Genomic DNA, 23283 nt, shown 5'->3' with positions numbered 1-23283 from the left:
TCCACCCCACTCACACCCCGGCCCCCCCCCCCCCCCCCGGCCGCCGCCCCCCCCTCCTTGTGCTCCCGCCCCCCGGGCCCCCCCCGCGCAGCGCCGCGCCCCACCGCACTGCCCAGAGATCTCGCGCTGCGCGAACGCGGCGCCCATATGCGCACCCTCTACCAGCGCGCGACCCTGCACAGCCCCGGACTGCGCGACTACCTGAAGCAGATGGGCGGCTCCATCGAGATCCGCAGCCTGGACGACATCCCCGAGCGCCTGATCATCTTCGACCGCTCGGTCGCCTTCATCCCCGCGAGCGCCGACCGCACCACCGCCCTGGAGCTGCGCCACCCCGCGCTGATCGAGTACCTCGCCACCGTCTTCGAGCGGTTCTGGCGCCAGGGCATCCCCCTCAACGAACCCGCGCCGCCCGTACCCGCCGAAGCGGGCGTCTCCGAGCGCCAGTACGCCGTCGCCCGGCTGCTCAGCGAGGGGCACCCCGACGAAGCCGTCGCCAAACGGCTCGGCATCAGCGTCCGTACCTGCCGTACGCACATCGCGCACCTCTCCACCGTGCTCGGCACCACCAACCGGGTCCAACTCGGCGTCCGCATCGCCCAGTCCGGGATGCTCGACAGCCGCGCACACGCCTGAGGGCCGCCACCCCGGGCGGGGTGACGGCCCTCGGAAAGGCTGTCCGGCCTGTTCAAGTGCCCTACTCGGGCGTCCGCTTCGGCCGCGGCCGCCAGACCACCAGGGCACTGGTCTGCTGGACGTCCTGGTACGGGACCAGGTCGCGGCGGTACGAGGCATGGACCTGCGCCTCGCGCTGCTGCATGGCGACCGCCGCGCCGTCCACCGCCGCCGACAGCTCGGCGATCCTGGACTGGAGTGCGGCGACCTGGTGCTCCAGTTCGATGATGCGCTTGATGCCCGCGAGGTTGATGCCCTCGTCCTGGGACAGCTGCTGCACCGTACGGAGCAGCTGGATGTCCTGGGCCGAGTACCGCCGGCCGCGCCCGGCCGTCCGGCCCGGTGAGACCAGGCCGAGACGGTCGTACTGGCGCAGGGTCTGCGGGTGCAGGCCCGAGAGCTGAGCGGCGACCGAGATGACGTACACGGGGGTCTCGTCGGTCAGTTCGTAACCCATGGAGGGGTCACGGCGTCCTCGGCGGCCATTCATCTCAAGCTCCCTTCACGGCCTGGAAGAGCTCCGCGCGCGGGTCGTGGCCCGCGGTCGCGTCGCGGTAGGTCTCCAGCGACTCACGTGCCTTGTCGCTGAGGTCCGCCGGCACGGCGACCTCGACGGTGACCAGCAGGTCCCCGCGGGTGCCGTCCTTGCGTACGGCGCCCTTGCCCCGGGCCCGCATCGTACGGCCGTTGGGCGTACCCGCGGGCAGTTTCAGCGTGACCGGGGGGCCGCCGAGCGTCGGTACCTTGATCTCGCCGCCGAGTGCCGCCTCCGTGAAGCTGACGGGCACGGTGACGGTGAGGTTGTCGCCCCTGCGGCCGAAGACCGGGTGGGCGTCGACATGGACGATCACATAGAGGTCACCGGCCGGGCCGCCCTGCTCGCCCGGGGTGCCCTTGCCGCGCAGCCTGATTCGCTGCCCGTCGGAGACACCCGCCGGGATCCGGACCTGCATGGTCCGGGAGGACTTGGCCCGCCCGGAGCCCTTGCAGACCTCGCACGGGTTCTCGGCGATGAGTCCGCGGCCCTTGCAGTCCACGCACGGGTCGGTCAGTGAGAAACCGCCGCCGCTGCCGCGCGACACCTGGCCGGTGCCGACGCAGGTCGGGCAGACCCGCGGTGTGCCGTTCTTGTCGCCGGTGCCCGAACACGCCTTGCAGGGCGCCTGGCTGGACATCCGCAGCGGGACCGTGGCCCCGTCGACCGCCTCGGTGAAGCTGAGCGTCACCTCGGACTCGATGTCCTGGCCGCGGCGCGGCTGGGTGCGGGTGGTACCGGGACCGCCCCGGTTGAACAGCCCGCCGAACACGTCCCCCAGGCCGCCGCCGAATCCGCCCGCGCCGCCCGGCTGGCCCGCTCCTCCGCCCGGTGCACCTCCGAAGAGGTCCCCCAGGTCGAAGTTGAACGAACCGCCGCCGCCGGCTCCGGGTCCTGGCCGGTATCCGCCGTTGCCGAAGAGAGCACGCGCGTCGTCGTACTCCTTGCGCTTCTTGGGGTCGCCGAGGACATCGTTCGCCTCGGAGACCTCCTTGAACCGCTCCTCGGCCTTGGCGTCGTTCTTGTTGGCGTCCGGGTGCAGCTCGCGCGCGAGCTTCCGGTACGCCTTCTTGATCTCGGCCTCGGTGGCGTCCTTCGGGACGCCGAGAACCTTGTAGTAGTCCTTCTCGACGAAGTCCTTGGTGCTCATCCCCGACGTCCCTCCTTCCGTTCGCTCCTGATACTCAGGTCACTCCCGATACTCAGGTCACTACCGATATTCCGGTCGCTCCCGACACTCCGGGTGCTCCCGACATCCCAGGTGCTCCCGGTACTCCGGTCGCCACTGCTCCTGGCGTCAGCCCTCGTCCGGGCCACCGCTCTCCTCGTCCGGCGCCTCGTCCTTGGCCTGCGCGCCCGGCTGGGGCTCGGCCACCGCGACTCGCGCGGGGCGGATGGTGCGCTCGCCGAACCGGTACCCCGGCTGCAGGATCGCCACGCACGTGTCCTCGGTGATGTCCGGCGCGTACGAGTGCATCAGGGCCTCGTGGATCGTCGGGTCGAAGGGCTCGCCCTCCTTGCCGAACTGCTGGAGGCCCATCTTCGCGGCGACCGTCTCCAGCGATTCGGCCACCGACTTGAAGCCGCCGACCAGTTCGCCGTGCTCCCGGGCGCGGCCGATGTCGTCGAGCGTCGGGAGGAGTTCGGCGAGGAGGGTCGCGACGGCGACCTCCTTGACCTGGACCCGGTCCCGCTCCACCCGGCGGCGGTAGTTCTGGTACTCCGCCTGGAGCCGCTGGAGGTCCCCGGTGCGCTCGCTGAGCGCGGTGCGGACCTGGTCCAGCTGAGCCGTCAGCGCGATGTCCTGACCGTCCCGACCGCCCTGACCGTCCCGGCTGCTCTGTGCGTCCCCTGCCGGGGCCGCCGGCTCCGACTCCTTCGCGGAGTCGGACCCGGCGGCCTTCGGCGCGGCGTCTTCGGAGGTCGCGCCGGAGGGGACGTCGGGCTCCTCTTCAAAGCCCGGAGTCTCCTCCGTCATGCGGCGCCTCCCTGACGGCCGTCCTTCTCGTCGTCCACGATCTCGGCGTCGACCACGTCGTCAGGCGCCTCGGACGCCTGCTCGGTGCCCTCGCCGCCCGGCGCACCGCCGGCGGCAGCGGCGCCCTCGGCGTTCGCGTACATCGCCTGGCCGAGCTTCTGCGAGACCGCGGCGACCTTCTCGGTGGCCGTACGGATCTCGGCGGTGTCCTCACCCTTGAGCTTCTCCTTCAGCTCGGTGAGGGCCTCCTCGACCTCGGTCTTGACGTCGCCCGGGACCTTGTCCTCGTTGTCCTTGAGGAACTTCTCGGTCTGGTAGACGAGCTGCTCGCCCTGGTTGCGCGACTCGGCGGCCTCGCGGCGCTTGTGGTCCTCGTCCGCGTACTGCTCGGCCTCTTCGCGCATCCGGTTGACCTCGTCCTTCGGCAGCGAGGAGCCACCGGTGACGGTCATCTTCTGCTCCTTGCCGGTGCCGAGGTCCTTGGCAGCGACGTGCATGATGCCGTTGGCGTCGATGTCGAAGGCGACCTCGATCTGCGGCACACCGCGCGGGGCCGGCGGCAGACCGGTCAGCTCGAACATCCCGAGCTTCTTGTTGTACGCCGCGATCTCGCGCTCGCCCTGGTAGACCTGGATCTGCACGGACGGCTGGTTGTCCTCGGCCGTCGTGAAGATCTCGGAGCGCTTGGTCGGGATCGTGGTGTTGCGCTCGATGAGCTTGGTCATGATCCCTCCCTTGGTCTCGATACCGAGGGAGAGCGGCGTCACGTCGAGCAGCAGGACGTCCTTGACCTCGCCCTTGAGGACACCGGCCTGGAGCGAGGCGCCGATCGCGACGACCTCGTCCGGGTTCACACCCTTGTTGGCGTCCTGGCCACCGGTCAGCTCCTTGACGAGCTCGGCGACGGCCGGCATACGGGTCGAGCCACCGACGAGAACGACGTGGTCGATCTCGGAGAGCTGGATGCCCGCGTCCTTGATGACGTTGTGGAAGGGGCTCTTGCAGCGGTCCAGCAGATCGGCGGTGAGCTGCTGGAACTGCGAGCGCGTGAGCTTCTCGTCCAGGTGCAGCGGGCCCTCGGCCGACGCCGTGATGTACGGCAGGTTGATCGTGGTCTCCGTCGAGGACGACAGCTCGATCTTCGCCTTCTCCGCGGCCTCGCGGAGACGCTGGAGAGCCATCTTGTCCTTGGACAGGTCCACGCCGTGGCCGTTGGAGAACTGCTTCACCAGGTAGTCGACGACGCGCTGGTCCCAGTCGTCACCACCGAGGTGGTTGTCACCGTTGGTGGCCTTGACCTCGACCACGCCGTCGCCGATCTCCAGGAGCGACACGTCGAAGGTGCCGCCGCCGAGGTCGAAGACGAGGATGGTCTGGTCGTCCTTGTCGAGCCCGTACGCCAGGGCGGCGGCGGTCGGCTCGTTGACGATGCGCAGGACGTTCAGACCCGCGATCTCGCCGGCCTCCTTCGTCGCCTGGCGCTCGGAGTCGTTGAAGTACGCCGGGACGGTGATCACCGCGTCGGTGACCTTCTCGCCCAGGTACGACTCGGCGTCACGCTTCAGCTTCTGCAGGATGAAGGCGCTCATCTGCTGCGGGTTGAAGCTCTTGCCGTCCAGGTCGATCTTCCAGTCGGTGCCCATGTGGCGCTTGACCGACCGGATGGTCCTGTCGACGTTCGTGACTGCCTGGCGCTTGGCGACCTCGCCGACGAGCACCTCGCCGTTCTTGGCGAAGGCGACGACGGACGGCGTGGTCCTGGCGCCTTCGGCGTTGGTGATGACGGTGGGCTCGCCGCCTTCGAGAACGCTGACGACGGAGTTAGTCGTGCCCAGGTCGATGCCGACCGCACGTGCCATGGTGAATCCTCCAGCTGACTTGAGTGGAACTGGCTCAAGAGTGCACGACAGATCCTGCGGAGTCAACCGACCTGAGTCGGGTCCACTCAACTTTTATCCCGGCCTTATGCGCAACACGGAAGAAGCCCAGGTGGGAGTGGGTGCGGCCGGATGGGCTCGGACGCTGCCCGATCGGCACGGCCGGAGCCTGGGCGCGGCGCCGGACGCGTTACGCCGCAAATGCCCCGAATGAGCCTATCGCCCGACCCGGTCCGCTGCCCGGCGGGTGTCCGCCGCTGAGCCCGCCGGCCCGCACCCGCCCCCGGCGACTTTGATCGTCATCCGTTACCGCCGGTGCGCTGCGGCGTTGAACGACACGTCAGACCGTGAATCCTGCGGCTGACCCCGATTGTTCACCGTTCCCGTTCCACTGTTCCAAGGAGAACGCAATGTCGCGTATCGCGAAGGCCGCCGCCGTACTCGCGGGCACCGGCGCCGTCCTGGCCGGCTCCGCCGGTCTGGCCGCCGCCGACGCCGGAGCCCAGGGTGCCGCTGTCGGCTCCCCGGGTGTCATCTCCGGCAACCAGGTCCAGATCCCGGTCCACATCCCGGTGAACCTCTGCGGCAACACCGTCAACGTCATCGGTCTGCTCAACCCGGCGTTCGGCAACACCTGCGTCAACGCCAGCCAGCACGACCACGGCCACGGTGGCTACGGCGACGACGGCTACGGCAACTGAGAGACCGGCTCACCGGTCCGGCCGAGCTGAGACGACGGGAGGCAGCACCTCCCTCCACCTGTGGCCACCCCCTCCGCGGGGGTGGCCACAGGTGTGTCCGGGGGCGGGAGCCGCATCGGGCGTCACCGGACGCCGCCTCAGGCCGTGCCCGGGGGAAGCTTCGGGCCCACGGAGCCGCCTCGGGCGTACGCGGGGCCGCCTCGGGCGTACCGGTGGAGTCCTCAGGCGTACCGGTAGAGGGACGCGTGGCTCAGCATCGACGAGGGCTTCACGCCCCACGGCTCCATCGGCTCGTCCAGGCTGAAGACCCGGCCGCTCTGCGGATCGCCCGGGGAGAGCTTCCGCGCGGGGAGGAATCCCGCGTGCGGATGCGCCTTCTGCCAGCGGTCCCACACCAGATCGCAGAAGGAGTGGTGCAGCCAGAAGACCGGGTCGTTGGGCGAGGTCGCGGTGTTCATCGCCCCGCCCACCCAGCGGTGCACCAGGTTGTGGTTGCGCCAGGCCGGCCCGTTCCCGACCGACCAGCCCTCGAAGGTGTTGCGGAAGCCGTGCGGCACGGTGGAGTCCCAGGGGGCCGCGTCGTACAGCGGTTCGTTCATCGCGCGGGCCAGATCGGCCCTGCTCGGCAGCGGCACCGGGCGGGCGTGGCGGCCGAAGTCGCGCGTCAGGAACCGGTTCTCGGTCACCCCGACCGTGATGTCCCAGTTCCCCTCGCGGTAGGCGAAGGGCCCGGTCATCACCTGCTGGTCGGACCGCCGGCCGTCGCCGCCGAGGAAGTCGTCCCCCCAGAGCCCGGCGGCCGGGGACTGGTCGGCCGTCCAGTCCCAGTACGGCACGGTGACACTGGGGTCCACCGCCTGGAGAGCGCGCTCGAATTCCAGCACGAAACGGCGGTGCCAGGGGAAGAAGGTGGGTGCCATATGTGCCACCCGCTTCCCCTGCGAGCCGTCCGGCACGTAGTACTCGCCGTGTGTCCGGACGAAGTCGTCGTACTGGCCGGATCGCTTGACCTCCAGTACGGCGGAGACGAACCGCCGCTTCTCCGCCGCGGTGAGGTTCTTCTGGTTCTTGCGCGTGTACACGAGTCGGGAACCTCCCCGGTCAGAGCTGGTGCATGGAGGTCAACGACAGCTGGGCCGAACCGAGTTCGTCGACCGCGCCGCGCGCGACCGCCAGGGGCGTCGGGTACGACTCGTAGTGGTCGACCATGCTGAGGTAGCTGCCGTCGGCCCGCCGCATGAGGTGCAGCGGCCTGCCGTCGACGGTCACTTCGGTGGAGTCGCCCACCGTCCTGCCCCGGATGCGGCGGCCCCGGTACACCTCGTCGAACACGTCCCGCAGCTCCTGCGGCGGCCCCGGCGACAGGACCCCCTTGCCGTCGTCGCCCTCGCGGCCGGTGGCGCCGGCCCGCACGATCGGGGAGAGCGCCCCGGCCGTGCCGCCCACCGCCCCCACCGCGAACAGGGCGCGCAGCGCGCCGCGCCGGGTCACCGGCACGGGCGAATCCACCGGTTCCGGGCGGCCCGCCCGCTCCGGGTGTCCTGTCCGGCGCAACCGTTCCCGCCGCTCCCTCCCGGCCATGCCGCGCGTGGACGCTCCCATTCCTGACTCCTTCCGGTTCAGCCCGCTGGCGAGCGCGGCCCGACGCGCGTGATGCACGCCGGGCCGCGGCTCGTCGGTGACAACGACGGCACGAGGAAACAGTTCTTCAGACAAGTCACCTCAACGGCGCGCCGACCAGCGGCTCCGGCTCACCCGACTGCGGCCGGCCCGGCGGCCGTTCGGCCGTACGGGGGGAATGTCCTGCGCCGGAGCGGGAACTTGTCCGCCCGGCCCGGCGGGGGCAGGGCCGTTACGCCGCGGATGCGCCACGATGACCGCCGGACCAGGGCTGTGCGGCCCGGGGGAAGGACACCGTGGCGATGAGGCTCCCGGCACAGCCCGCCGTGCGGCGACCGGCGCACCCGGCCCGCCCGGCGGGGGCGGATCTCGCGGACCCGTCGTTCTGGCAACTGCCCCCGGACGTGAGGCTGGCGGCCTTCGCCGCGCTCAGGAAGGTCGACCACCCCGTCTGGTTCACCGAGCGTCCGGCCACCCGGCGCAGGCCCGAGCAGGGGTTCTACGCACTGGTCCGGCACGCCGACGTCGTACGGGCCAGCCGGCTGCCGGAGGTGTTCGCCAGCGCCCCCGGTGTCACCACACCGGAGCCCGCCCGCTGGGTCAGGTTCCTGTTCGGCGATTCCATGGTCAACCTGGACGCCCCGCACCACACCCGGCTCCGCCGGGTGGTCTCCCGGGCCTTCACACCGAGGCTGCTCGCCGCGGCCGACGAGGACATCCGCCGGGTCGCCGAGCGGGTCGTGGACGACATGATCGCGCGGCGCCCCGACGATTTCGTGGCGTCGGTGTCCTCGCGGATGCCGTTCGAGGTCATCTGCAACCTCATGGGCATCCCGGAGCGCTACCGCGCCGACATCGCGGGCCGTATCGACCACGCGTCCGAGAACGCGGGCGTGAAGCGCGGCATCGGCGCCCGGCTGCGCGACCCCGGGCGCGGACTGCGGGCGCTGGCCCGGATGCATCTGATGATGGCGGCGCTGGGCCGTGAGCGGCGCCGGCACCCCACCGACGACCTGATCTCCGCGCTGGTGCGCGCCGATGTGGACGGGCGGGGGCTAGGCGCCCGCAGCCTCGGCTCCTTCTTCTCGCTGCTGATGGTGGCCGGTGTGGAGACCACCCGGAACGCGATCACCCACGCGCTGACGCTGCTGACCGACAACCCGGAGCAGCGGGCGCTGCTCGCATCGGACTTCGAGCGGTACGCGGACGGGGCGGTGGACGAGGTCGTACGGCACTCGACGCCGATCATCCAGTTCCGCAGGACGGTACGGAGCGAGTACGAGCTGGGCGGACACCTCTTCCGGCCCGGCGACAAGGTGGTGCTCTACTACGCGTCGGCCAACCGCGACGAGGCGGTATTCGCCGATCCGGACGCCTTCGACATCACCCGCGCCCCCAACCCGCACCTGGGGTACGGGGGCGGCGGCCCGCACTTCTGCCTGGGCTCGCACCTGGCCCGGCAGGAGATCAAGGCGCTCTTCCGGGAGCTGCTGAGCCGCCCGCTGGCGCTCCGCGCGGTGGGCCTGCCGGATCTGGCGGGCTCGAACTTCGACAACAGGGTGCGGGCACTGCGGTTCACCTTCGAACCGCCCGCGCCGAAGAGCGGCGTATGACGGCGGGGCGGGGCCGGGGGCGCGTACCCCCGGTCCCGCCCCGCGCCCCGCGGCCCGGGGCTACTTCCGCAGCTGGGTGACCGGCAGCATGCAGTGCGCGGTCGTGGCGAGCATGGCCTCGTCGCCGACGAAGGCGCCGAGGATCTCCTCCGACACGGGCCGGCCCGGCACCGCCTGCGGCCATGGCTTGCTCGCGAACATGAAGTGCACCTCGCGGCGGTCGGCCACGGCCTTCAGCCACTCCGGCGGGACCGGGCACTGGGCACTCAGATACGGCATGTTGACGGCGGCCTGGCCGCCCTCGACGAGCAGCCTGACCGGGAAACCCGGCCGGGAGCCGTCGGCGACGGAGGTGCCCAGCGGGATACCGAGTTCGTGGAAGAGCAGGCGTACCGCGGCCTCGCCGGCCTCGGCGCCGTCCTTGCCGTCACCGAGTGAGTAGGCCAGCAGATAGGGCGTGTTGTTCGTTTCGGGGTCGCCGGACCAGGCGAGTACGGAGAGGGTGCCCAATTGGTCACGCTGGACACTGCTTGTGTCGGTATGCGATGCGGTCATGGCTCGGCACCCTAGCGGCGGCCCGGGGCACCCAGGGCGGTCGTTCACCCGGAAGACTGAACCGACCGCCGCGGACCGCTCGCGAAACGATCACGAACCGAACGCAAACCGGCCTCGTACCATCCGCAAATGACCGGTAGGGCGCCGGCCGCCGGTGCGGACCGCCCAAGACCAGGCGGGCCCTGGGCAGTCCGCGGGGGAAACGTTCTTTCCCATGCGACGCCTTGACCAACGACCTCCCGTTGCATTCGTTACTGCCCCGGCCCTCCCCGTACGGCCCCGCCTCTCCCCGTCGCCCGGCACGGCCCGGCCCCGGTTCGGTCGGTGGCCCGGACGTCACGCCGTTCACCTGGATGGAGCTGACTGAGGGTCACGCTGCGCACCGATGGCCCAGCGCAGCGCGCCCGTACGACCGATCGGGGAGACGGTTTGACCAACGGCGCACGAGTCCGCGGACGACGCGTCCGCATGTTCCGTCACCTGCACGAGTCAACGAGGAGAGGCCCATGCCCCATCCAGGACGTCGGTTGAGGGGCGCCTGCATCGCGGGCGTGGCCACCGGTCTTCTCGTGGCCGGAGCGGGCGGGGCGTACGGCGCGCTCAGGCCCGCTCCCGCTCCGTCCCCCACCGGATCCGCCCCGGCGGCGCCGGGGAATTCCGTAACCCACGCGCCGAAGGGGCCGGCCCCCCAGCACCCGGCGCCGCAGAGCTCCACAGCCAAGGACTCCGCGGCCGGGGACTCCGCCGCCGAGGAGCGGAAGGGCCCCCTCCCCGCGGAACCGGACGACTCCGTCCCGGCGGTGGGCGCGTACCTGGACTACGGCCCCAAGGGCGTCGCACGGATCGCCGACCTCTCGCACTGGCTGGACGGCGCCGATCTGCGGGTGGGGCACACCTATCTGCCGGGTGACGTCTGGTCGAACATCGAGGGGCAGCCCGATTTCCTCAGCCCCTGGGCGAAGTGGCGCCGCGCCGATCCCGACCGGATGTTCGTGCTCAACGTGCCCATGCAGCAGCACAACGAGGACCGTCTGCCGGACGACGAGGTCCGGGACCTCATCCACCGGGGCGCCCGGGGCGACTTCGACGACCACTACCGCAAACTGGCCACCCGGCTGGTGAAGCTGGGGATCCCCGACACGGTGATCGTGCTGGGCTGGGAGATGAACGGCACCACCTACACCCAGCGCTGCGGCCCCGATCCGCAGGGCTGGAAGAGGTACTGGAACCGGATCGTCACCGCGATGCGCTCCGTCCCCGGCCAGAAGTTCAAGTTCGACTTCACGCCCAACCGCGGCCCGGACGACATCCCCTGGACCCAGTGCTATCCGGGCGACGCCACGGTGGACATCGTGGGGATGGACTCGTACGACCAGCCGCCCGGCGACAGCTTCGAGGACCAGGTGAAGGGGGCGTACGGGCTGCAGAAGCAGGTCGACTTCGCCGCCGCGCACAAGAAGCAGATCTCCTACCCCGAATGGGGCCTCTACAGGAACGGCGACAACACCGAGTACATGCGCGGGATGCTGGCCTGGTTCGACGCGCACAAACCGCTGTACCAGACCATCACCGACTACTGCCCGCACGGTGTGTGGCAGTGCGACGAGAACCCCGACGCGTCGAAGGTCTTCCGGGCCAAGGTGTCCCAGGAGGCCAGGCCGGATCCGAACAGGCCCAGCACCGAGCCGAGCACCGAGCCGAGTACTGAGCCCAGTACCGAGCCGAGTACACAGCCCGGCACGAAGCCGAAGCCGCATCCGACGGGCCACAAGCAGTGGTGCATCCGGGTCGACCTGGGCGAGTGGTCAGGCCCCTGGTTCAAGCCCCGCAAGATCTGCGTCTCCCTGCCGGAGGAGTGACAGGGCGCGGAGCGCAGGACGGCGGGCGGCGGCACGGCGGGCGGCGGGCAGCGGGCGGTCACCGGCCGTCCGCCGCCTCCCGGGTGCCGGTCCGGGCGCCGAGCCGGGTACTGAGCCGGGTGCGCCACTCGCCCACCACGGGCCGGAGCGAGTTCACCGTCGCGGCCGCCCGGTCACGGCCCGCAAGCTGGGCCGCGTACAGACTCAGCACCGGGGTGAGCGGGGCCGGTGCGAGCAGCAGCCGCTCATTGGTCACGACGGCCGGGCGCCAGTGGCTCTTGTACGGTTCGGTGCCGCGCAGCAGGCTGATGACGGTACGGCCGCTCTCCGCGGCGCTCCGGGCGTCCCGGCGCAGCAGCATCGCCGCGACGTCGACCTTCTTCGTACGGAGCTGGGGGTCGGCGCCGTACAGATAGCCGCCGCTGAGCTGCGCGGAGTGGAGCGTGACATTGGCGGCGACCACCGCCCCGTCCAGCCGGTACTCGGTGAGGACCGCGTCGCCGTCCCTGACCATGCGCCGGGTGGCGCGCGTCAGATGCTCGGCGAACCGGGGCCTCAGATGCTCGGGGGTGACCCCCCGGCCGCGCCACTGCAGCTCATGCAGCCGGAGCAACTCCCGGATGGCGCCGGGCACTTCGTGCTCCGCGACATCGCGCTCCTCGATCCCCAGCGCGTCGAGCTTGCGCAGCTTGGCCCGGACCCGCTGGGCCCGTGCGGAGGCGAGCCGCTTCACCAGCTGCTCGATGGGTTCGGCGGGCAGTTCGAGGCAGACCGAGTCGCTGAGCCTGCGCCGTGCGCCGGGCCAGCGGTCGTAGAGCCGCTCGGCAGCGGCACCCGGCCGTACCTCACGCAGGTCGATCACCGTGTGCCGGGCCGCCCGGAGCAGCCCCTCGGTGAGCGCGGCGAGCGTGCCGGGCGGCTGGGTGCCGTCGATGAGGATGTCCGAGAAGTCGGAGATGCTGCCGCCCAGCGGGACGAGGAGCGGCAGCGGCCGGTGGGCGAGCATCAGCGGGGCCGCCCCCACCAACCGCCCCCCGCGCCGTACGAGCACCACCCGCAGCCGCCCCGGAGTGCCGTACGAGAGCCACCAGGAGTACAGCCAGGAGTGGCTCTGGAACGGGGTGGCGGCGGCGCAGCCGCGGTGCAGCGCCGCCCACTGGGTCTCCAGCGCGGCGAACTGCCGCTCGTCGCGGCAGAGCGTCACGGACAGACCGGCCCCGGTACCGGTCCTGGTGTCGGTCCCGGTGCCGGTCCTGGCACCAGCCGCTGTTCCGGCCCCCGCGCCGGCCTTGTTCCCGGTACCGGTCCCCGTCCCGGTGGCCACCGACATCAGGCGTGTTCCGTCAGCTGGGCGGGCCGGCCCGGCTCGGCGAGCGCGTCGGGGCCGGCCGCCTGGGCGGGCGCCGGGACCGCCGTGCCCGGGTTCCACTGGCGGCGGCGCGGACGGACCAGCAGGACGAGGGCGCCGACGAGACCGCCGGCGCAGCCGCCGACCGCGATGCTGACCGGCGCCGATGGCGAGACGGCGGCGGACGGCGCGACGGCCTTCGAGAACAGGACCAGACGGACGCCGGTGCTGGCCGCAGCGCCGTTGCCGCCGGTGGTGATCGCCCCGGCCACCGCGTTGGCGATGTCGGCGGCCTTGCCGGGGCGGGTCGCGGTTCCGGTGACACCGATCATCGGGGACTCGGGCGAGGTCTCCGTCCGTACGTGCCGGCCCAGCGTCCGTGCCGGGACACCCGCCGCGCGCTGGGCCGCGGCCAGGGTCGACGTACTGGTGGAGATACGGCCGTACGCCTGGGCGAAGCCGAGCGCGGTGGCGGGGTCGGAGCCCTTGGCGGGGGCCGCGACGACATAGCTGGTGGCGGCGTACTGGGGGGCAGCGAGCGCGCTGTAGGACGCACCGCCGGCCACACCGACGAGGGCGCACAGCGGCAGCGGCCACCAGACCGGCAGCGCGGCGGCGCGACGGCGGACGGCCCGCCCGGAGTTCCGGATGATGCGGACGGCGCGGGGTTCTTCGCGGGTCGAATCAGACATGGGGCTCACTTCTCGGTCGGGGTGACGGGCGTGGTGACGGCGTGGTGACGGGGTCTTCGTCCCGGCTGAGGTCTTCGTCCCGGCCGGGGGCTCGGCCGGGCTCGGCCGGGGCTTCGTCCCGGCTACGGAACGGGGGTCACGAACGGCGGGCGTACGCGTGGAACGGCCGGGGCGGCCCCGACGGTGTGCGTGTACACGCCGAGCAGGCCGCTCGCGCTGCGCGCGATGTCGTAGTGGCCGGCCACCGCCGGGGGCGCCAGCCTCCTTGCGCCCAGGTCAAGTTGGTGGCGGAGCGCCGCCTCGAAGGCAGCGGCGCCGCCCGGCACCCGTACCGCCCCGGGCACCGGCTCCCGGGAGAAGTCGTCGAGCGCGGGGCAGGCGGCGTACAGGACGGGAAGACCGGCGGCGAGCGCCTCGACGACGGCGAGCCCGAACGACTCCTCGGCGGACGTGGAGACGAAGACGTCCGCCGCGTCCAGGACGGCGGGAACGGTCGGTCCGGCGTGCCGTCCGGTGTGCGGTCCGGTGTGCGGTCCGGTGTGCGGTCCGCCGGGCAGCGCGTCGCACTCGCCGAGGAAGTGGATGCGGCCGGTGGCTCCGAGCCGCTCCGCGAGCCCCCGCAGCGCCTCCCGCTCGGGCCCGTCCCCGGCCAGCAGCAGCCGGACCCCGGGCAGCGCGGCGACCGCACGTACCAGCAGGTCGAACCGTTTGCCCGGCACCAGCCTGCCGACCCCGCCCACCACGAACGCACCGGCCGGGATCCCGAGCAGGGCCCGGGTGGCGGCCCGGACCCCGGGGTCGTGCCGGTACCGCGACCCGTCGATGCCGTTCGGTACGACATGGATGCGCCGCGCCGGTACCCCCCAGCCGCCCTGCCGGCCGGCGACGGGCGCCGACACCGCGACCGTCGCCGAGCCCAAGCGCTCGGTGCGCAGATAGAGCGCACGGGTGGAGCGGGTCAGCGGGCGGCCCTCGATGGACCGCTCGCCCAGCGAGTGTTCGGTGGCGACGGCGGGGACCCCGGCCAGCCGGGCGGCGGTCCTGCCGTAGACACAGGCGCGGTAGAGATGGGTGTGGACCAGGTCGTACCGGCCGCGCCTGATCAGCCGGGCCAGCCGGGGCAGCGCGGCCAGGTCGCGGTTGCCGCCCATCCCCAGATGGGTGACGGAGACCCCGTCGGCGCGCAGCCCGTCCGCGACCGGGCCGGGGTTGGTGAGGGTGACCACATCGCAGTGGACGGGCAACCTCCTCAGCAGCAGCCGCAGTTGCTGTTCGGCCCCGCCGACGCCGAGCCCGGTGATGATGTGCAGGACCTTCACCGGCCGCCTCCGGCCGTCAGCTGCCGCAGCAGGTGCAACGCCCGTTTGGTGTTCAGCCGCAGGCCCCGGTCCGCGTGGCTGATGTGGGTGCGGGCCAGCGCGTGGTCCCCGGCGAGCGGCCCGGGGGCGATGGCGCAGCCGTAGCCGTAACCGGCGTCGCGCACGGCGTCGACGGCCCGCCGGTCGACGGTTCCGTACGGGTAGCAGAAGCCCTCCGGCGCGGCCCCGGTGATCCGCCGGATGAGCTCGCGGCTCCCCCGGGTCTCCTCGCGCAGCTCGTCGTCGGCCAGCTCGGTGAGGTCCCGGTGGTACAGACCGTGCGAGCCGATCTCCATGCCCGCGTCCGCCGCGGCCCGGACGCCGTCCTCGGTGAGGAGGGGCTTGCGTGGGCCGAGCGGGTCCCAGGCGTTCTCACCGCCCGGCCTGCCGGGCAGCACGAACAGGGTTGCCGTGCAGCCGTGGTGCTTCAGCAGCGGCAGCGCCTGTTCGGTGAAGTCGCGGTAGCCGTCGTCGAAGGTCAGACCGACCAGACCGCGCCCGCGCCCCTCGGCGCGGGCCCGCAGCAGGGCGCCGACCCCGACACCGGTCAGCCCGCGCCGCCTCAGCAGCCGCAGCTGCTGGTCGAGGCGCCCGGGGGCGACGGTGATGCCGTACGGGTCGTCGGCGGGGTCGGCCACCGAGTGGTACATCAGGATCCACGGCTGGATACGGGACCGGGGCGCGGGCGGGGCGGCGTCGCGTGACGCCGTGTCAGCGGACATGGCGGAACCTTTGCTTGGTGAGATCGAGCAGGCCGACGACTTCGGGGGCGCGCAGCGCGAGCGCCGCCGCCGCGAACACGGTGGGCACCAGCAGGCACCCGGCTGCCAGGCTCGCCACCGCACCGGGCACCAGCGGGCCGAGCAGCAGGCCCGCCGCACAGGCCACGGCAGCGGCGGCGGACAGCCTGGCGAGGGTCACGGCGACCCCGCGTACGTGGATGGAGACGACCCGCGAGCCGAGCCCGCGGAGCAGGAGCACGGCGGTGACGGTGATCCCCAGGGCGTTGGATGCGGCGATGCCGTACACGCCCCACGGGGCGACGGTGAGGGCACCGGCGACCGCGTTGACGAGGAGCCCGGCGGCCATCGCGGCGGCCGGGAACCAGGTGGGCCGTACCGCCGAGAAGAAGGGCCGGCCCAGCGCCCCGACCAGGCACTGGCCGAGCAGCCCGAGGGCGTAGACCCGCATGATGGACGCGGTGGAAGCGGTGTCGGCGGGGCTGAAGGCACCCCGCTGGAAGAGGATGTCGATGATCTGCGGGGCGTAGGCGATGACCACCGCGGCGCCGGTCAGCACCACGACCCCGGCCAGCGCCAGATCGCGCTCGACCCGGCGGCGCGCCTGGTCGCCCTCGCCGTCGGCGACGGCCTTGGCGACCACCGGGAAGGTGACCGTGCAGATCATCAGCGACAGCATCATCGGCACCTGCGCGACCTTCTGCGCGTAGTTCAGGTGCGAGATGGACCCGGCGGGCAGCGAGGCGGCCAGGAACCGCTCGATGAGGACCTGGGACTGGCGGCAGACGGTGAAGACGACGACGGGCGCCAGTACGGCGGGCAGCGCGGGCCGGGCGGTGGGCGCGGCCGGTGCCGCGGCGCCCATGAGCAGGTCGCCGCCGGTGGGCCGTACCGCCATGTGCCGTACGAAGGAGGGCAGTTGGACCAGCACCATCAGGACGCTGCCCGCGGCGACCCCGGCGGCGGCCGCCCGCACCCCCCACAGGGAGTGCAGCACCACCATGGTGGCGATGATGCCGACGTTGTAGGCGGCGTAGATCGTGGCGGGCGGCAGATAGCTGCGGTGGGCCCGCAGCGCGGCGCTGAGATAGCCGGTGACCCCGAACGAGAGCACGGTCAGTGCGGTCAGCCGGGTGCACGCGACGGCCACCCCAGGCTCGGCGAGACCGGGCGCCAGAAGGTCCACGATCACCGGGGCGCCGAGCACGAGGACCCCGGTGGTGCAGCCGAGCAGGACGAGGAGGCGCGGCAGGGTGGCGGAGACCAGACTCCGTACGGGGTCGGGGTGCTCTCCCGCGGCGCGCCGGGCCAGCGCGTGGGCGAAGGCCGGCACGAGCACCAGCGCCATCGCGTCCTCGATGAGCAGCGTGGACGCCATCTCCGGCACGGTCCAGGAGATCAGGAACGCGTCGCTGTCACTGCCCGCGCCGAAGAGATGCGCGATGCTCTCGTCCCGGACCAGACCGAGCACCGAACCGGCGACGGTCAGCGCCGCCGTGAGCGCCGCGGCCCTGGCCAGCACCTTCCCGAGCCGGGGCGGCGCCTGCTGCGGCGCGGGGGCCCTGCGGGCCTCGGCGGCCGGCAAGGACACCGCGGTCCTCGCCACGGCACGCGCGCCCTCACCGGTGGTCGTCTCGTTCATACGGCGCCCGGCGATGCGGAGGCGGGCCGAACGGTGCCTGGTGATACGGCAGTCGGCGCTGCGGAATCAGGAGACTCATCCAACGGCCTCACATTTTCCGTGAGTTCGGCGGTCGGCGATGGGTCGGCCCCCGGCCCCACCGATGCGGCAGCACCGACGGCCCCCGGCAGCTCCGCCCCGCGCGCTTCTTCCCCCCGCGCTTCCGGCCCCGGTTCCGGCCCCGCCAGGGCCCACCAGGCGATGAGCCCGAAGACGATGCCGGTGAGCGCGGTGGAGGGGCCGCCGATGTCCGCGTACAGGAAGTCGACCGTCTGCCAGAGCATCAGCCCCACGGCGACGAGCCCGCAGTCGACGGCCGCAGCGCGGCGTCTCCGTACCGCGTACAGCCGGCGTGCCCCGCCCACCAGGAGGGCGGCCCAGCTGCCGGCCAGCGCGGTGGTCCCGACGAGCCCCTGTTCGCCGAGGACCAGCAGATACATGTTGTGCGGCGAGAGCAGCGGCTGGCGCTGGTACGCGTGGCCGGCGCCCGCCGTGTCGGAGCCCGACGAGAGCCCCAGCGAGGCGTGTCCGTCGCGGTAGGCGGGGAAGCCCTTGAGGCCGACGCCCGTCGCGGGCTCGTCGCGCCACATCCCGACCGCCGCCGCCCACATCGTGTACCGGTCGGTGACCGACTGGTCGGGGGCCGCGGTGACCTGGGTGATCGAGCCGAGCCGCTCGGTGATGAGCTGCGAGCCGACTCCGAACCCGCCGACCAGCACCACGGCGGCGGCGACCACGGCGGCCAGCGCCCGCACCGCCGTGCGCCACCCGGCGAGCAGGACGACGGCGAGCACCGCGGCCACCGTGGCGATCCACGCGCCACGGCTGAAGGAGAACGCCAGGGGCGGCACCAGCGCCACCGCGGCGGCGAGCGCGGCCGGGCGGACCCAGCGGGGCGCACCGGGCGGCGGGCGCAGCGCGTGCCCGGTGGCGACGACCACCCCGAAGGCCACGATGGTGGCCATACCCATGACGTCGGTGGGCCCGAAGGTGCCGACGGCCCGGATGTCGGAGCCCATGTACGAGGCCCCGCTGCCGGTGGCGTACTGCACGACGCCGAACCCGCCCTGGAACAGGGCCAGTACGACGAAGGCCCCGGCCACGCACCGGAAGTCACGGGCGTCCCTGAGCAGCAGCACGACGGCCGCGGGCACCAGCACGAACACCTGGAGGTAGCGCACGAACCCGGGGAGCGCCGCCACCGGGTCGGCGGCGGTCACGGTGGCCGCGGCCAGACCCAGCACGGGGACGCCGAGGACGGCGGCCGCGGCCGGGCTCAGCGGGCGGGTCCGGCCGCGCAGTATCCGTACCGCGCAGTACAGCACCAGGAACGCCGAAGCCGCGTCGGCCGCGGAGATGTTGGTGGAGGTGCTGGCCCCGTTCCCGTACTCGAAGGGGACGACGAGCAGCAGCACGGGCGCGGCCACCGGCAGCACCGGCCACCAGCGGGCGAGCGGCCCGGCGGGCGGCGCGGCGGGCCGGGCGGTGCGCGGCCGGGGCAGCGCGGGGGCCGGGGTGAGAGCCGTCACGGTCAGCTGCCCCCAAGGCGGAAGAGCGAGCCGGCGGTCCTGACCAGGATGCAGACGTCCTGCCAGAGCGACCAGCTGTCGATGTAGTGGTTGTCGAAGCGGGCCCGGTCCTCGATGGAGGTGTCCCCGCGCAATCCGCTGACCTGCGCGAGCCCGGTGATCCCGACGGGCATCCGGTGTCTGGACCGGTAGCCGGGGTGGCGCCCGGAGAACTCCGCGACGAAGTAGGGCCGTTCGGGCCGCGGGCCGACCAGGCTCATGTCCCCGCGCAGTACGTTCCACAGCTGCGGCAGCTCGTCGAGGGAGGTCCGGCGCAGCAGACTGCCGACCCCGCTCATCCGGTGGTCCATGGCGACGCTCCACCGGGTCGCCGACTCGTGGTCGTCGGCCGGGCGCAGCGTACGGAACTTGAGCAGGGTGAAGGCGCGTCCGTCCATGCCGATCCGTTCCTGCCGGAAGACGACCCCCGGTCCGTCGGAGATTCGTACGGCGAGCGCGCACAGCCCCATCACGGGCGCGGCGGCGATCAGCGCGAGGGCGGCGAGTGAGGCGTCGAGGGGCCGCTTGCCCCGGCGGCGCGTACGGTGCCCGGACACGGCCAGCGGCCGGACGGCGAACCCCCACAGATGGTCGGCCGGGGCCCTGCCGTACCCGGGCCCCGACGTGTCGACGAGCCACAGCTGCACGCCGTATCCGCCGAGCAGCCGGACGAGGGCGGGGTCGGCGGGGCCGGTGAACAGGGCGTGGCGGACCGTGGTCTGGATGACGGCCCGGCCGATGTCCTCATGGGTCGCCAGCACGGGAAGGACCGGACTCCCCTCCCCTGCTGCGGCGGCGTCGGCGCCGGGCCCTTCCCCGCTCTCCACCAGGCCGACCGGCCGCATGCCGTACGCCGGGTGCGCGTACAGCGCGGCACCGATCTGCTGGGCCGTGGCGCCACCGCCGACGATCAGCGCCGAGTTGGTGCGCCGGGCGGCAGCGGTGCGCATCAGCCGGTGGACGGCGCCGCGCACCGCGCAGCCGGTCAGGGTGTGCACGCTGACCGCGGCGGCCAGCACCGTCCAGTCGAGGACACGCCAGGGGCCGACAGCCGCGAGGCACGCCGCCGCCGCGCACCACAGGATCAGCGCATGGCCGAGCAGCGCGGGCAGTTCGAGCAGCGCCGAAGGCGAGAGGCGCCGACGGTAGAGGCCGCCGCGTGCGTGCAGCACCAGTTGGAGCGCCGCCAGCGGTACGAGCACGAGCGGCGCGAGCCGCAGCCCCGGCACCAGAGTGCTGGTGGCGGCCAGGGCGAGCGTGTCACCGGCGGCCAGCGGGGCCGCGGCGCGTGCCCGGCGCACTCCCGCCGGCCTGACCCGGCCCGGCCGCGGCCCGTCCGCGGCGCGCGGTGGGTGGACCGTGGGTGCGGGCGGCGGCACGGCTGTGCCGGGGCCGGCGCCCCGGCCCGCGTGGGGAGCAGATGCGCTGTCCGTCGTCATCGGCTGATGCGCTCCCTCGTGGTGGATCCCGGCAGCCCCAGGAGCCGCCGGTACAGCTCCGAAACCGCGGCGGCCGTGTGCCGTACGTCGAAGTTGGCCCGCGCGTGGGCCCCGGCCTCGCTGCCCAGCGACTCCCGCAGCCGGGCGTCGGCCAGCAGTTCGCGCACCGCGCGCGCCAGCGTGTGCGGGTCGTCCGGCGGGACGAGCCCGTGCCGTTCGTGGCCCGGCGGCAGGCTCTCCCGGGCGCCGTTCACATCGGTGAGGACGACGGGCCGGCCGCAGGCCATCGCTTCGAGCGGGGCCAGCGCCATGCCCTCCCAGCGGGACGGCAGGACGACCAGGTCGGCGGCGTGCAGCCAGGCGCGCGGCCGGTCGACCGCTCCGGTGAACAGCACACCGGGCGGCGCGGTCCTGGCCAGCGGTGCCCGGTCGGGGCCGTCCCCGACCAGCACCAGGCGCGCCCCGGGCACCGCCCGGACGATCTCGGGCCAGGCCCGCAGGAGTACGTCCTGCCCCTTCTGGCGGCAGAGCCGTCCGACGCAGACGACGACGGGCCCCGGGCCCAGCGGGGCGGCCCCGGGCCCAGCGGGGCCGTCGGCGCGGAACTCGCGGAGGTCGACGCCGTTACGGATCACCGCCCAGCGTGCGTCGATACCGGCCGCCTCACCGGCGCTCCGTTCGGCCTCGCTGACACACAGGACGCGCTCGGCCCACCGGGCCGCGTACCGCTCCCAGGCCAGCGCGAGCCGCGCGGTCCCGCCGCCCACCGCCTCGAACGACCAGGCGTGCGGCTGGAAGACCGTCGGTACGCGCCCGCGTACGGCGAGCCGGGCGGCCAGGCCCGCCTTGGAGCTGTGCGCGTGCACCACATCGGGGCGGCAGGCACGGATCAGCCTGGCGGCGGCCGCGGTCTCGGCGGGCAGGGAGGGCCCCGGCGCCCGTCCGGCCCGCCAGGGGCGTACCTCCGCGCCGGACCCGGCGAGCGCCGACGCCAGTCCGGCGCCGGAGGGGCAGGCCACCACCGCCCTCATCCCCTCGGCCACTTGTGCCCGCACGAGGTCGGTGACCACACGGGCGACTCCGCCCTCCACCGGCTGCACGAGATGAAATACCGTCAGCGGCCGTCCGGAAGAAATGTTTTCTGGCAGCACGTGTGCGGCTCCCCTAGTACCTGACCCGGAGATCGGTTTCCCCGGGATGCGCGGAGCGCGATGGCTCAGCGGCGCGAATACGTCCGCCCGGTGAGAACGCCGGGACAATTCCAGCGGATTTCGGCGCGGAAGCGGAAGTGCGGACTGTCCGCCGCGCGGGGGGGAACGGGCTGCGGAACGGCAGTACCGGAGTTCCGGCCCGCCGGGAGGAGCGGGGCGGAACGCGCTGTGGGGGGCCGTGCGCCCCACCCGTACAGCACAGCCGGACCCGTCGCTTCCCGCATGACTGGCTCTCCCGTCTCGACAGAATTGCCACCCATGGGGTCCAGGCAGCCCAAGTGGCCCAAGCAGGAGTGCACTTTGTCAGAAAGCAGAGTGGAAATCAGGCCGGACGCGCACATACCGCCGTGCGGCGGGTCAGCCGAATGCCCTGAATTCCCTTGTGACAGCGGGCAGCGGGTCCGCCATATGCCAGCAAAGCTCCCCAACGGGTGACGGCGCGTATCCGGCAGCAGAAGTACGCGTTGGGCGCGTGCGGGAATGGCCGTAGGAAACAGTGCGGGATTTCCCGGTCGCTCGATTACGGAATCCAATTCGACGGACGGACGGGCACCCCGCCCACCCGCAGCCACCCCCGGTGGACCGCACCACACGGCGCACCCCGCGCACGAAGGGCTCACTCGGCCGGACCGCCACACTCGTGCGCTACGGCAATCGGGTGAAGGGGCGGAACCAAACTCGGCCCCCGGAGTTGATCAGGGTGCTCCACTTCCGGGCAAAAATGCAGAAAAGGGACCACAGTGATCAAGAAGATTCTGGCCACCGCAGCCGTCACCGCCTCCATCGTCGGCGCCGGAGCGACCCTGGCCCCGCAGGCCATGGCCATCGGCAACGACGGCACCACCTCCGCCAGCGGCAACGGCGCCGAGCAGGCCTTCGGCAACTCGGCCACCAAGGGCTCCCAGAGCCCGCAGCTCAGCCTGGTCCAGGGCTCGCTGAACAAGCCCTGCCTCGGTGTGCCGGTCAAGGCCAACGTGGGCTCCCTCGTCGGCCTGGTCCCGATCACCGTTCAGGACATCCCGGTCCTGTCCTCGCCGCAGAACCAGCAGTGCACCGAGAACTCCACCCAGGCGAAGGGCGACGAGGCCCTGTCGCACATCCTGGACAACATCCCGGTCCTCTCGGGCAACGGCGCGGCGAACCGCGGCTGACCGCTTCGCCAGCTCCCACGTGGCCGCCGCAGACAGGACGTCGCGGCGGCCACGCGTGTGTCCGCACACCGGCGGCACGTCAGGAATGCCGCGGCAGGCATTCGGGTCCATTTGCCGGCCGGGGGGCGGATCGGAGTTTCCCCGGCGCGCACCGGTCGTTAGCAGTCCTGCAGCGGTGTTCGTGAAAAGGCAACTGGACACGCGTCGCGATGGTCGTGGCTGCGGGAGACACCGCTGCGGGAAGGATCGACATGAAGTTCAAGAAGGCTGCTGTACTCGCCGCCGGCGTCATGATGGCCCTGGGAGCCGCTGCGCCCGCCATGGCCGACTCGGGCGCGGAGGGCGCGGCCGTCGGCTCGCCCGGCGTCCTCTCCGGCAACGTCGTCCAGGTTCCGATTGACGTCCCGATCAACCTGTGCGGCAACAGCATCGACATCATCGCGCTGCTGAACCCGGCGCTCGGGAACACCTGCGTCAACAAGTGACGTACGGCTCTCCCGTGAGGGCGAGTCTCTGAAGCGGCCCCCCCCGGCCTCGCCAGACCCGGCGGGGGGGGGGGCGCGCGGGGCCCGGCGCCGGGGGCGCCCCGGGGGCGCGGGGGGGGGGCGGCGGGGGGGGGGGGGGGCGGGGGGGGGGGGGGGCGGGGCCCGGCCCGGGCCGCGGCGCGGCGGGGCGGGGCGGT

Annotated in this window: 21 protein-coding genes; 6 read left to right on the top strand and 15 right to left on the bottom strand. The window is 72.9% G+C overall.

Features of this window, described 5'->3' with window-relative positions:
- Nucleotides 1-147 precede the first annotated feature (147 nt).
- Nucleotides 148-636, top strand: a complete 489-nt coding sequence (locus ACFXBC_RS30890) for a LuxR C-terminal-related transcriptional regulator (RefSeq protein ID WP_385031884.1) — start codon at nt 148-150, stop codon at nt 634-636.
- A 61-nt stretch (nt 637-697) separates the two neighbouring features.
- On the opposite strand, the gene ACFXBC_RS30885 is transcribed toward ACFXBC_RS30890, so the two are convergent.
- The 4 genes from ACFXBC_RS30885 to dnaK all read right to left on the bottom strand — a co-directional run bounded on the left by ACFXBC_RS30885 (nt 698) and on the right by dnaK (nt 5047).
- Nucleotides 698-1165, bottom strand: coding sequence for a heat shock protein transcriptional repressor HspR (locus ACFXBC_RS30885; RefSeq protein ID WP_385031881.1), 468 nt, complete (start codon nt 1163-1165; stop codon nt 698-700).
- Nucleotide 1166: 1 nt separating this feature from the next.
- A complete protein-coding gene (gene dnaJ, locus ACFXBC_RS30880) occupies nt 1167-2360 on the bottom strand; it encodes a molecular chaperone DnaJ (protein ID WP_385031878.1) in 1194 nt (397 codons plus the stop codon).
- A 147-nt stretch (nt 2361-2507) separates the two neighbouring features.
- On the bottom strand, nt 2508-3188 hold the full coding sequence (gene grpE, locus ACFXBC_RS30875; RefSeq protein ID WP_385031875.1) for a nucleotide exchange factor GrpE: 681 nt from the start codon (nt 3186-3188) through the stop codon (nt 2508-2510).
- Nucleotides 3185-5047 (bottom strand): molecular chaperone DnaK, encoded by a 1863-nt coding sequence (gene dnaK, locus ACFXBC_RS30870; RefSeq protein WP_385031872.1) that lies wholly within the window; start codon nt 5045-5047, stop codon nt 3185-3187. Before dnaK ends, grpE begins: the two co-directional genes overlap by 4 nt.
- A gap of 428 nt (nt 5048-5475) precedes the next feature.
- Between dnaK and ACFXBC_RS30865 the strand changes: the two genes are divergently transcribed.
- Nucleotides 5476-5766 (top strand): chaplin, encoded by a 291-nt coding sequence (locus tag ACFXBC_RS30865; protein ID WP_385031869.1) that lies wholly within the window; start codon nt 5476-5478, stop codon nt 5764-5766.
- A 221-nt stretch (nt 5767-5987) separates the two neighbouring features.
- Here the strand turns inward: ACFXBC_RS30865 and ACFXBC_RS30860 are convergent, their stop codons facing one another.
- Nucleotides 5988-6848: a tyrosinase family protein gene (locus ACFXBC_RS30860; protein WP_385031866.1), complete on the bottom strand. Its 861-nt coding sequence runs from the start codon at nt 6846-6848 to the stop codon at nt 5988-5990.
- Between the two features lie 19 nt (nt 6849-6867).
- A complete protein-coding gene (locus ACFXBC_RS30855) occupies nt 6868-7368 on the bottom strand; it encodes a tyrosinase family oxidase copper chaperone (protein WP_385031863.1) in 501 nt (166 codons plus the stop codon).
- Nucleotides 7369-7688: 320 nt separating this feature from the next.
- On the opposite strand from ACFXBC_RS30855, the gene ACFXBC_RS30850 reads away from it, so the two are divergent.
- Nucleotides 7689-8999, top strand: coding sequence for a cytochrome P450 (locus tag ACFXBC_RS30850; protein WP_385031860.1), 1311 nt, complete (start codon nt 7689-7691; stop codon nt 8997-8999).
- 60 nt (nt 9000-9059) lie between these two features.
- Here the strand turns inward: ACFXBC_RS30850 and ACFXBC_RS30845 are convergent, their stop codons facing one another.
- A complete protein-coding gene (locus ACFXBC_RS30845; protein WP_385031857.1) occupies nt 9060-9554 on the bottom strand; it encodes a DUF5949 family protein in 495 nt (164 codons plus the stop codon).
- A 506-nt stretch (nt 9555-10060) separates the two neighbouring features.
- On the opposite strand from ACFXBC_RS30845, the gene ACFXBC_RS30840 reads away from it, so the two are divergent.
- The gene (locus ACFXBC_RS30840; protein WP_385031854.1) at nt 10061-11413 is read left to right on the top strand and encodes a glycosyl hydrolase; all 1353 of its coding nucleotides are present in this window, start codon (nt 10061-10063) and stop codon (nt 11411-11413) included.
- Nucleotides 11414-11471: 58 nt separating this feature from the next.
- Here the strand turns inward: ACFXBC_RS30840 and ACFXBC_RS30835 are convergent, their stop codons facing one another.
- From ACFXBC_RS30835 to ACFXBC_RS30800, 8 genes are all read right to left on the bottom strand, one after another.
- Complete coding sequence (locus tag ACFXBC_RS30835) at nt 11472-12743, bottom strand: GNAT family N-acetyltransferase (RefSeq protein ID WP_385031851.1); 1272 nt, start codon at nt 12741-12743, stop codon at nt 11472-11474.
- The gene (locus ACFXBC_RS30830; RefSeq protein WP_385031848.1) at nt 12743-13453 is read right to left on the bottom strand and encodes a lipopolysaccharide biosynthesis protein; all 711 of its coding nucleotides are present in this window, start codon (nt 13451-13453) and stop codon (nt 12743-12745) included. Before ACFXBC_RS30830 ends, ACFXBC_RS30835 begins: the two co-directional genes overlap by 1 nt.
- A 122-nt stretch (nt 13454-13575) precedes the next feature.
- A complete protein-coding gene (locus ACFXBC_RS30825) occupies nt 13576-14772 on the bottom strand; it encodes a glycosyltransferase (RefSeq protein ID WP_385031845.1) in 1197 nt (398 codons plus the stop codon).
- Nucleotides 14769-15533, bottom strand: coding sequence for a polysaccharide deacetylase family protein (locus ACFXBC_RS30820; protein ID WP_385031842.1), 765 nt, complete (start codon nt 15531-15533; stop codon nt 14769-14771). Before ACFXBC_RS30820 ends, ACFXBC_RS30825 begins: the two co-directional genes overlap by 4 nt.
- Entirely contained in the window at nt 15523-17193 is a 1671-nt protein-coding gene (gene murJ, locus ACFXBC_RS30815) for a murein biosynthesis integral membrane protein MurJ (protein ID WP_385031839.1), read from the bottom strand. The genes ACFXBC_RS30820 and murJ overlap by 11 nt, the downstream gene beginning before the upstream one ends.
- Nucleotides 17190-18767: an O-antigen ligase family protein gene (locus ACFXBC_RS30810; protein ID WP_385031887.1), complete on the bottom strand. Its 1578-nt coding sequence runs from the start codon at nt 18765-18767 to the stop codon at nt 17190-17192. Before ACFXBC_RS30810 ends, murJ begins: the two co-directional genes overlap by 4 nt.
- Nucleotides 18764-20239 carry an exopolysaccharide biosynthesis polyprenyl glycosylphosphotransferase gene (locus ACFXBC_RS30805; RefSeq protein WP_385031836.1) on the bottom strand — a complete coding sequence of 492 codons (1476 nt, stop codon included), beginning with the start codon at nt 20237-20239 and terminating at the stop codon, nt 18764-18766. Before ACFXBC_RS30805 ends, ACFXBC_RS30810 begins: the two co-directional genes overlap by 4 nt.
- Nucleotides 20236-21390 carry a glycosyltransferase gene (locus ACFXBC_RS30800; RefSeq protein WP_385031833.1) on the bottom strand — a complete coding sequence of 385 codons (1155 nt, stop codon included), beginning with the start codon at nt 21388-21390 and terminating at the stop codon, nt 20236-20238. Before ACFXBC_RS30800 ends, ACFXBC_RS30805 begins: the two co-directional genes overlap by 4 nt.
- Nucleotides 21391-22190: 800 nt before the next feature.
- Here ACFXBC_RS30800 and ACFXBC_RS30795 point away from each other — a divergent pair.
- Together ACFXBC_RS30795 and ACFXBC_RS30790 are read left to right on the top strand one after the other, a co-directional pair.
- Nucleotides 22191-22601, top strand: coding sequence for a rodlin (locus ACFXBC_RS30795; RefSeq protein WP_385031830.1), 411 nt, complete (start codon nt 22191-22193; stop codon nt 22599-22601).
- A gap of 251 nt (nt 22602-22852) precedes the next feature.
- On the top strand, nt 22853-23086 hold the full coding sequence (locus ACFXBC_RS30790) for a chaplin (protein ID WP_385031827.1): 234 nt from the start codon (nt 22853-22855) through the stop codon (nt 23084-23086).
- Nucleotides 23087-23283 lie beyond the last annotated feature (197 nt).

This window comes from Streptomyces sp. NPDC059398 (genome assembly GCF_042751845.1).
In the GTDB taxonomy this organism is placed as follows: Bacteria; Actinomycetota; Actinomycetes; order Streptomycetales; family Streptomycetaceae; genus Streptomyces.
Note: the sequence above shows the minus strand (reverse complement) of the source record. Positions and strands in the feature narration are given on the sequence as shown.

Bases quoted from the DNA above. Each gene is read 5' to 3' on its own strand.
- ACFXBC_RS30890 (WP_385031884.1), top strand. From the start codon at position 148: ATGCGCACCCTCTACCAGCGCGCGACCCTGCACAGCCCCGGACTGCGC.
- ACFXBC_RS30885 (WP_385031881.1), bottom strand. From the start codon at position 1,165: ATGAATGGCCGCCGAGGACGCCGTGACCCCTCCATGGGTTACGAACTG.
- dnaJ (WP_385031878.1), bottom strand. From the start codon at position 2,360: ATGAGCACCAAGGACTTCGTCGAGAAGGACTACTACAAGGTTCTCGGC.
- grpE (WP_385031875.1), bottom strand. From the start codon at position 3,188: ATGACGGAGGAGACTCCGGGCTTTGAAGAGGAGCCCGACGTCCCCTCC.
- dnaK (WP_385031872.1), bottom strand. From the start codon at position 5,047: ATGGCACGTGCGGTCGGCATCGACCTGGGCACGACTAACTCCGTCGTC.
- ACFXBC_RS30865 (WP_385031869.1), top strand. From the start codon at position 5,476: ATGTCGCGTATCGCGAAGGCCGCCGCCGTACTCGCGGGCACCGGCGCC.
- ACFXBC_RS30855 (WP_385031863.1), bottom strand. From the start codon at position 7,368: ATGGGAGCGTCCACGCGCGGCATGGCCGGGAGGGAGCGGCGGGAACGG.
- ACFXBC_RS30850 (WP_385031860.1), top strand. From the start codon at position 7,689: ATGAGGCTCCCGGCACAGCCCGCCGTGCGGCGACCGGCGCACCCGGCC.
- ACFXBC_RS30845 (WP_385031857.1), bottom strand. From the start codon at position 9,554: ATGACCGCATCGCATACCGACACAAGCAGTGTCCAGCGTGACCAATTG.
- ACFXBC_RS30840 (WP_385031854.1), top strand. From the start codon at position 10,061: ATGCCCCATCCAGGACGTCGGTTGAGGGGCGCCTGCATCGCGGGCGTG.
- ACFXBC_RS30835 (WP_385031851.1), bottom strand. From the start codon at position 12,743: ATGTCGGTGGCCACCGGGACGGGGACCGGTACCGGGAACAAGGCCGGC.
- ACFXBC_RS30830 (WP_385031848.1), bottom strand. From the start codon at position 13,453: ATGTCTGATTCGACCCGCGAAGAACCCCGCGCCGTCCGCATCATCCGG.
- ACFXBC_RS30820 (WP_385031842.1), bottom strand. From the start codon at position 15,533: ATGTCCGCTGACACGGCGTCACGCGACGCCGCCCCGCCCGCGCCCCGG.
- murJ (WP_385031839.1), bottom strand. From the start codon at position 17,193: ATGAACGAGACGACCACCGGTGAGGGCGCGCGTGCCGTGGCGAGGACC.
- ACFXBC_RS30805 (WP_385031836.1), bottom strand. From the start codon at position 20,239: ATGACGACGGACAGCGCATCTGCTCCCCACGCGGGCCGGGGCGCCGGC.
- ACFXBC_RS30790 (WP_385031827.1), top strand. From the start codon at position 22,853: ATGAAGTTCAAGAAGGCTGCTGTACTCGCCGCCGGCGTCATGATGGCC.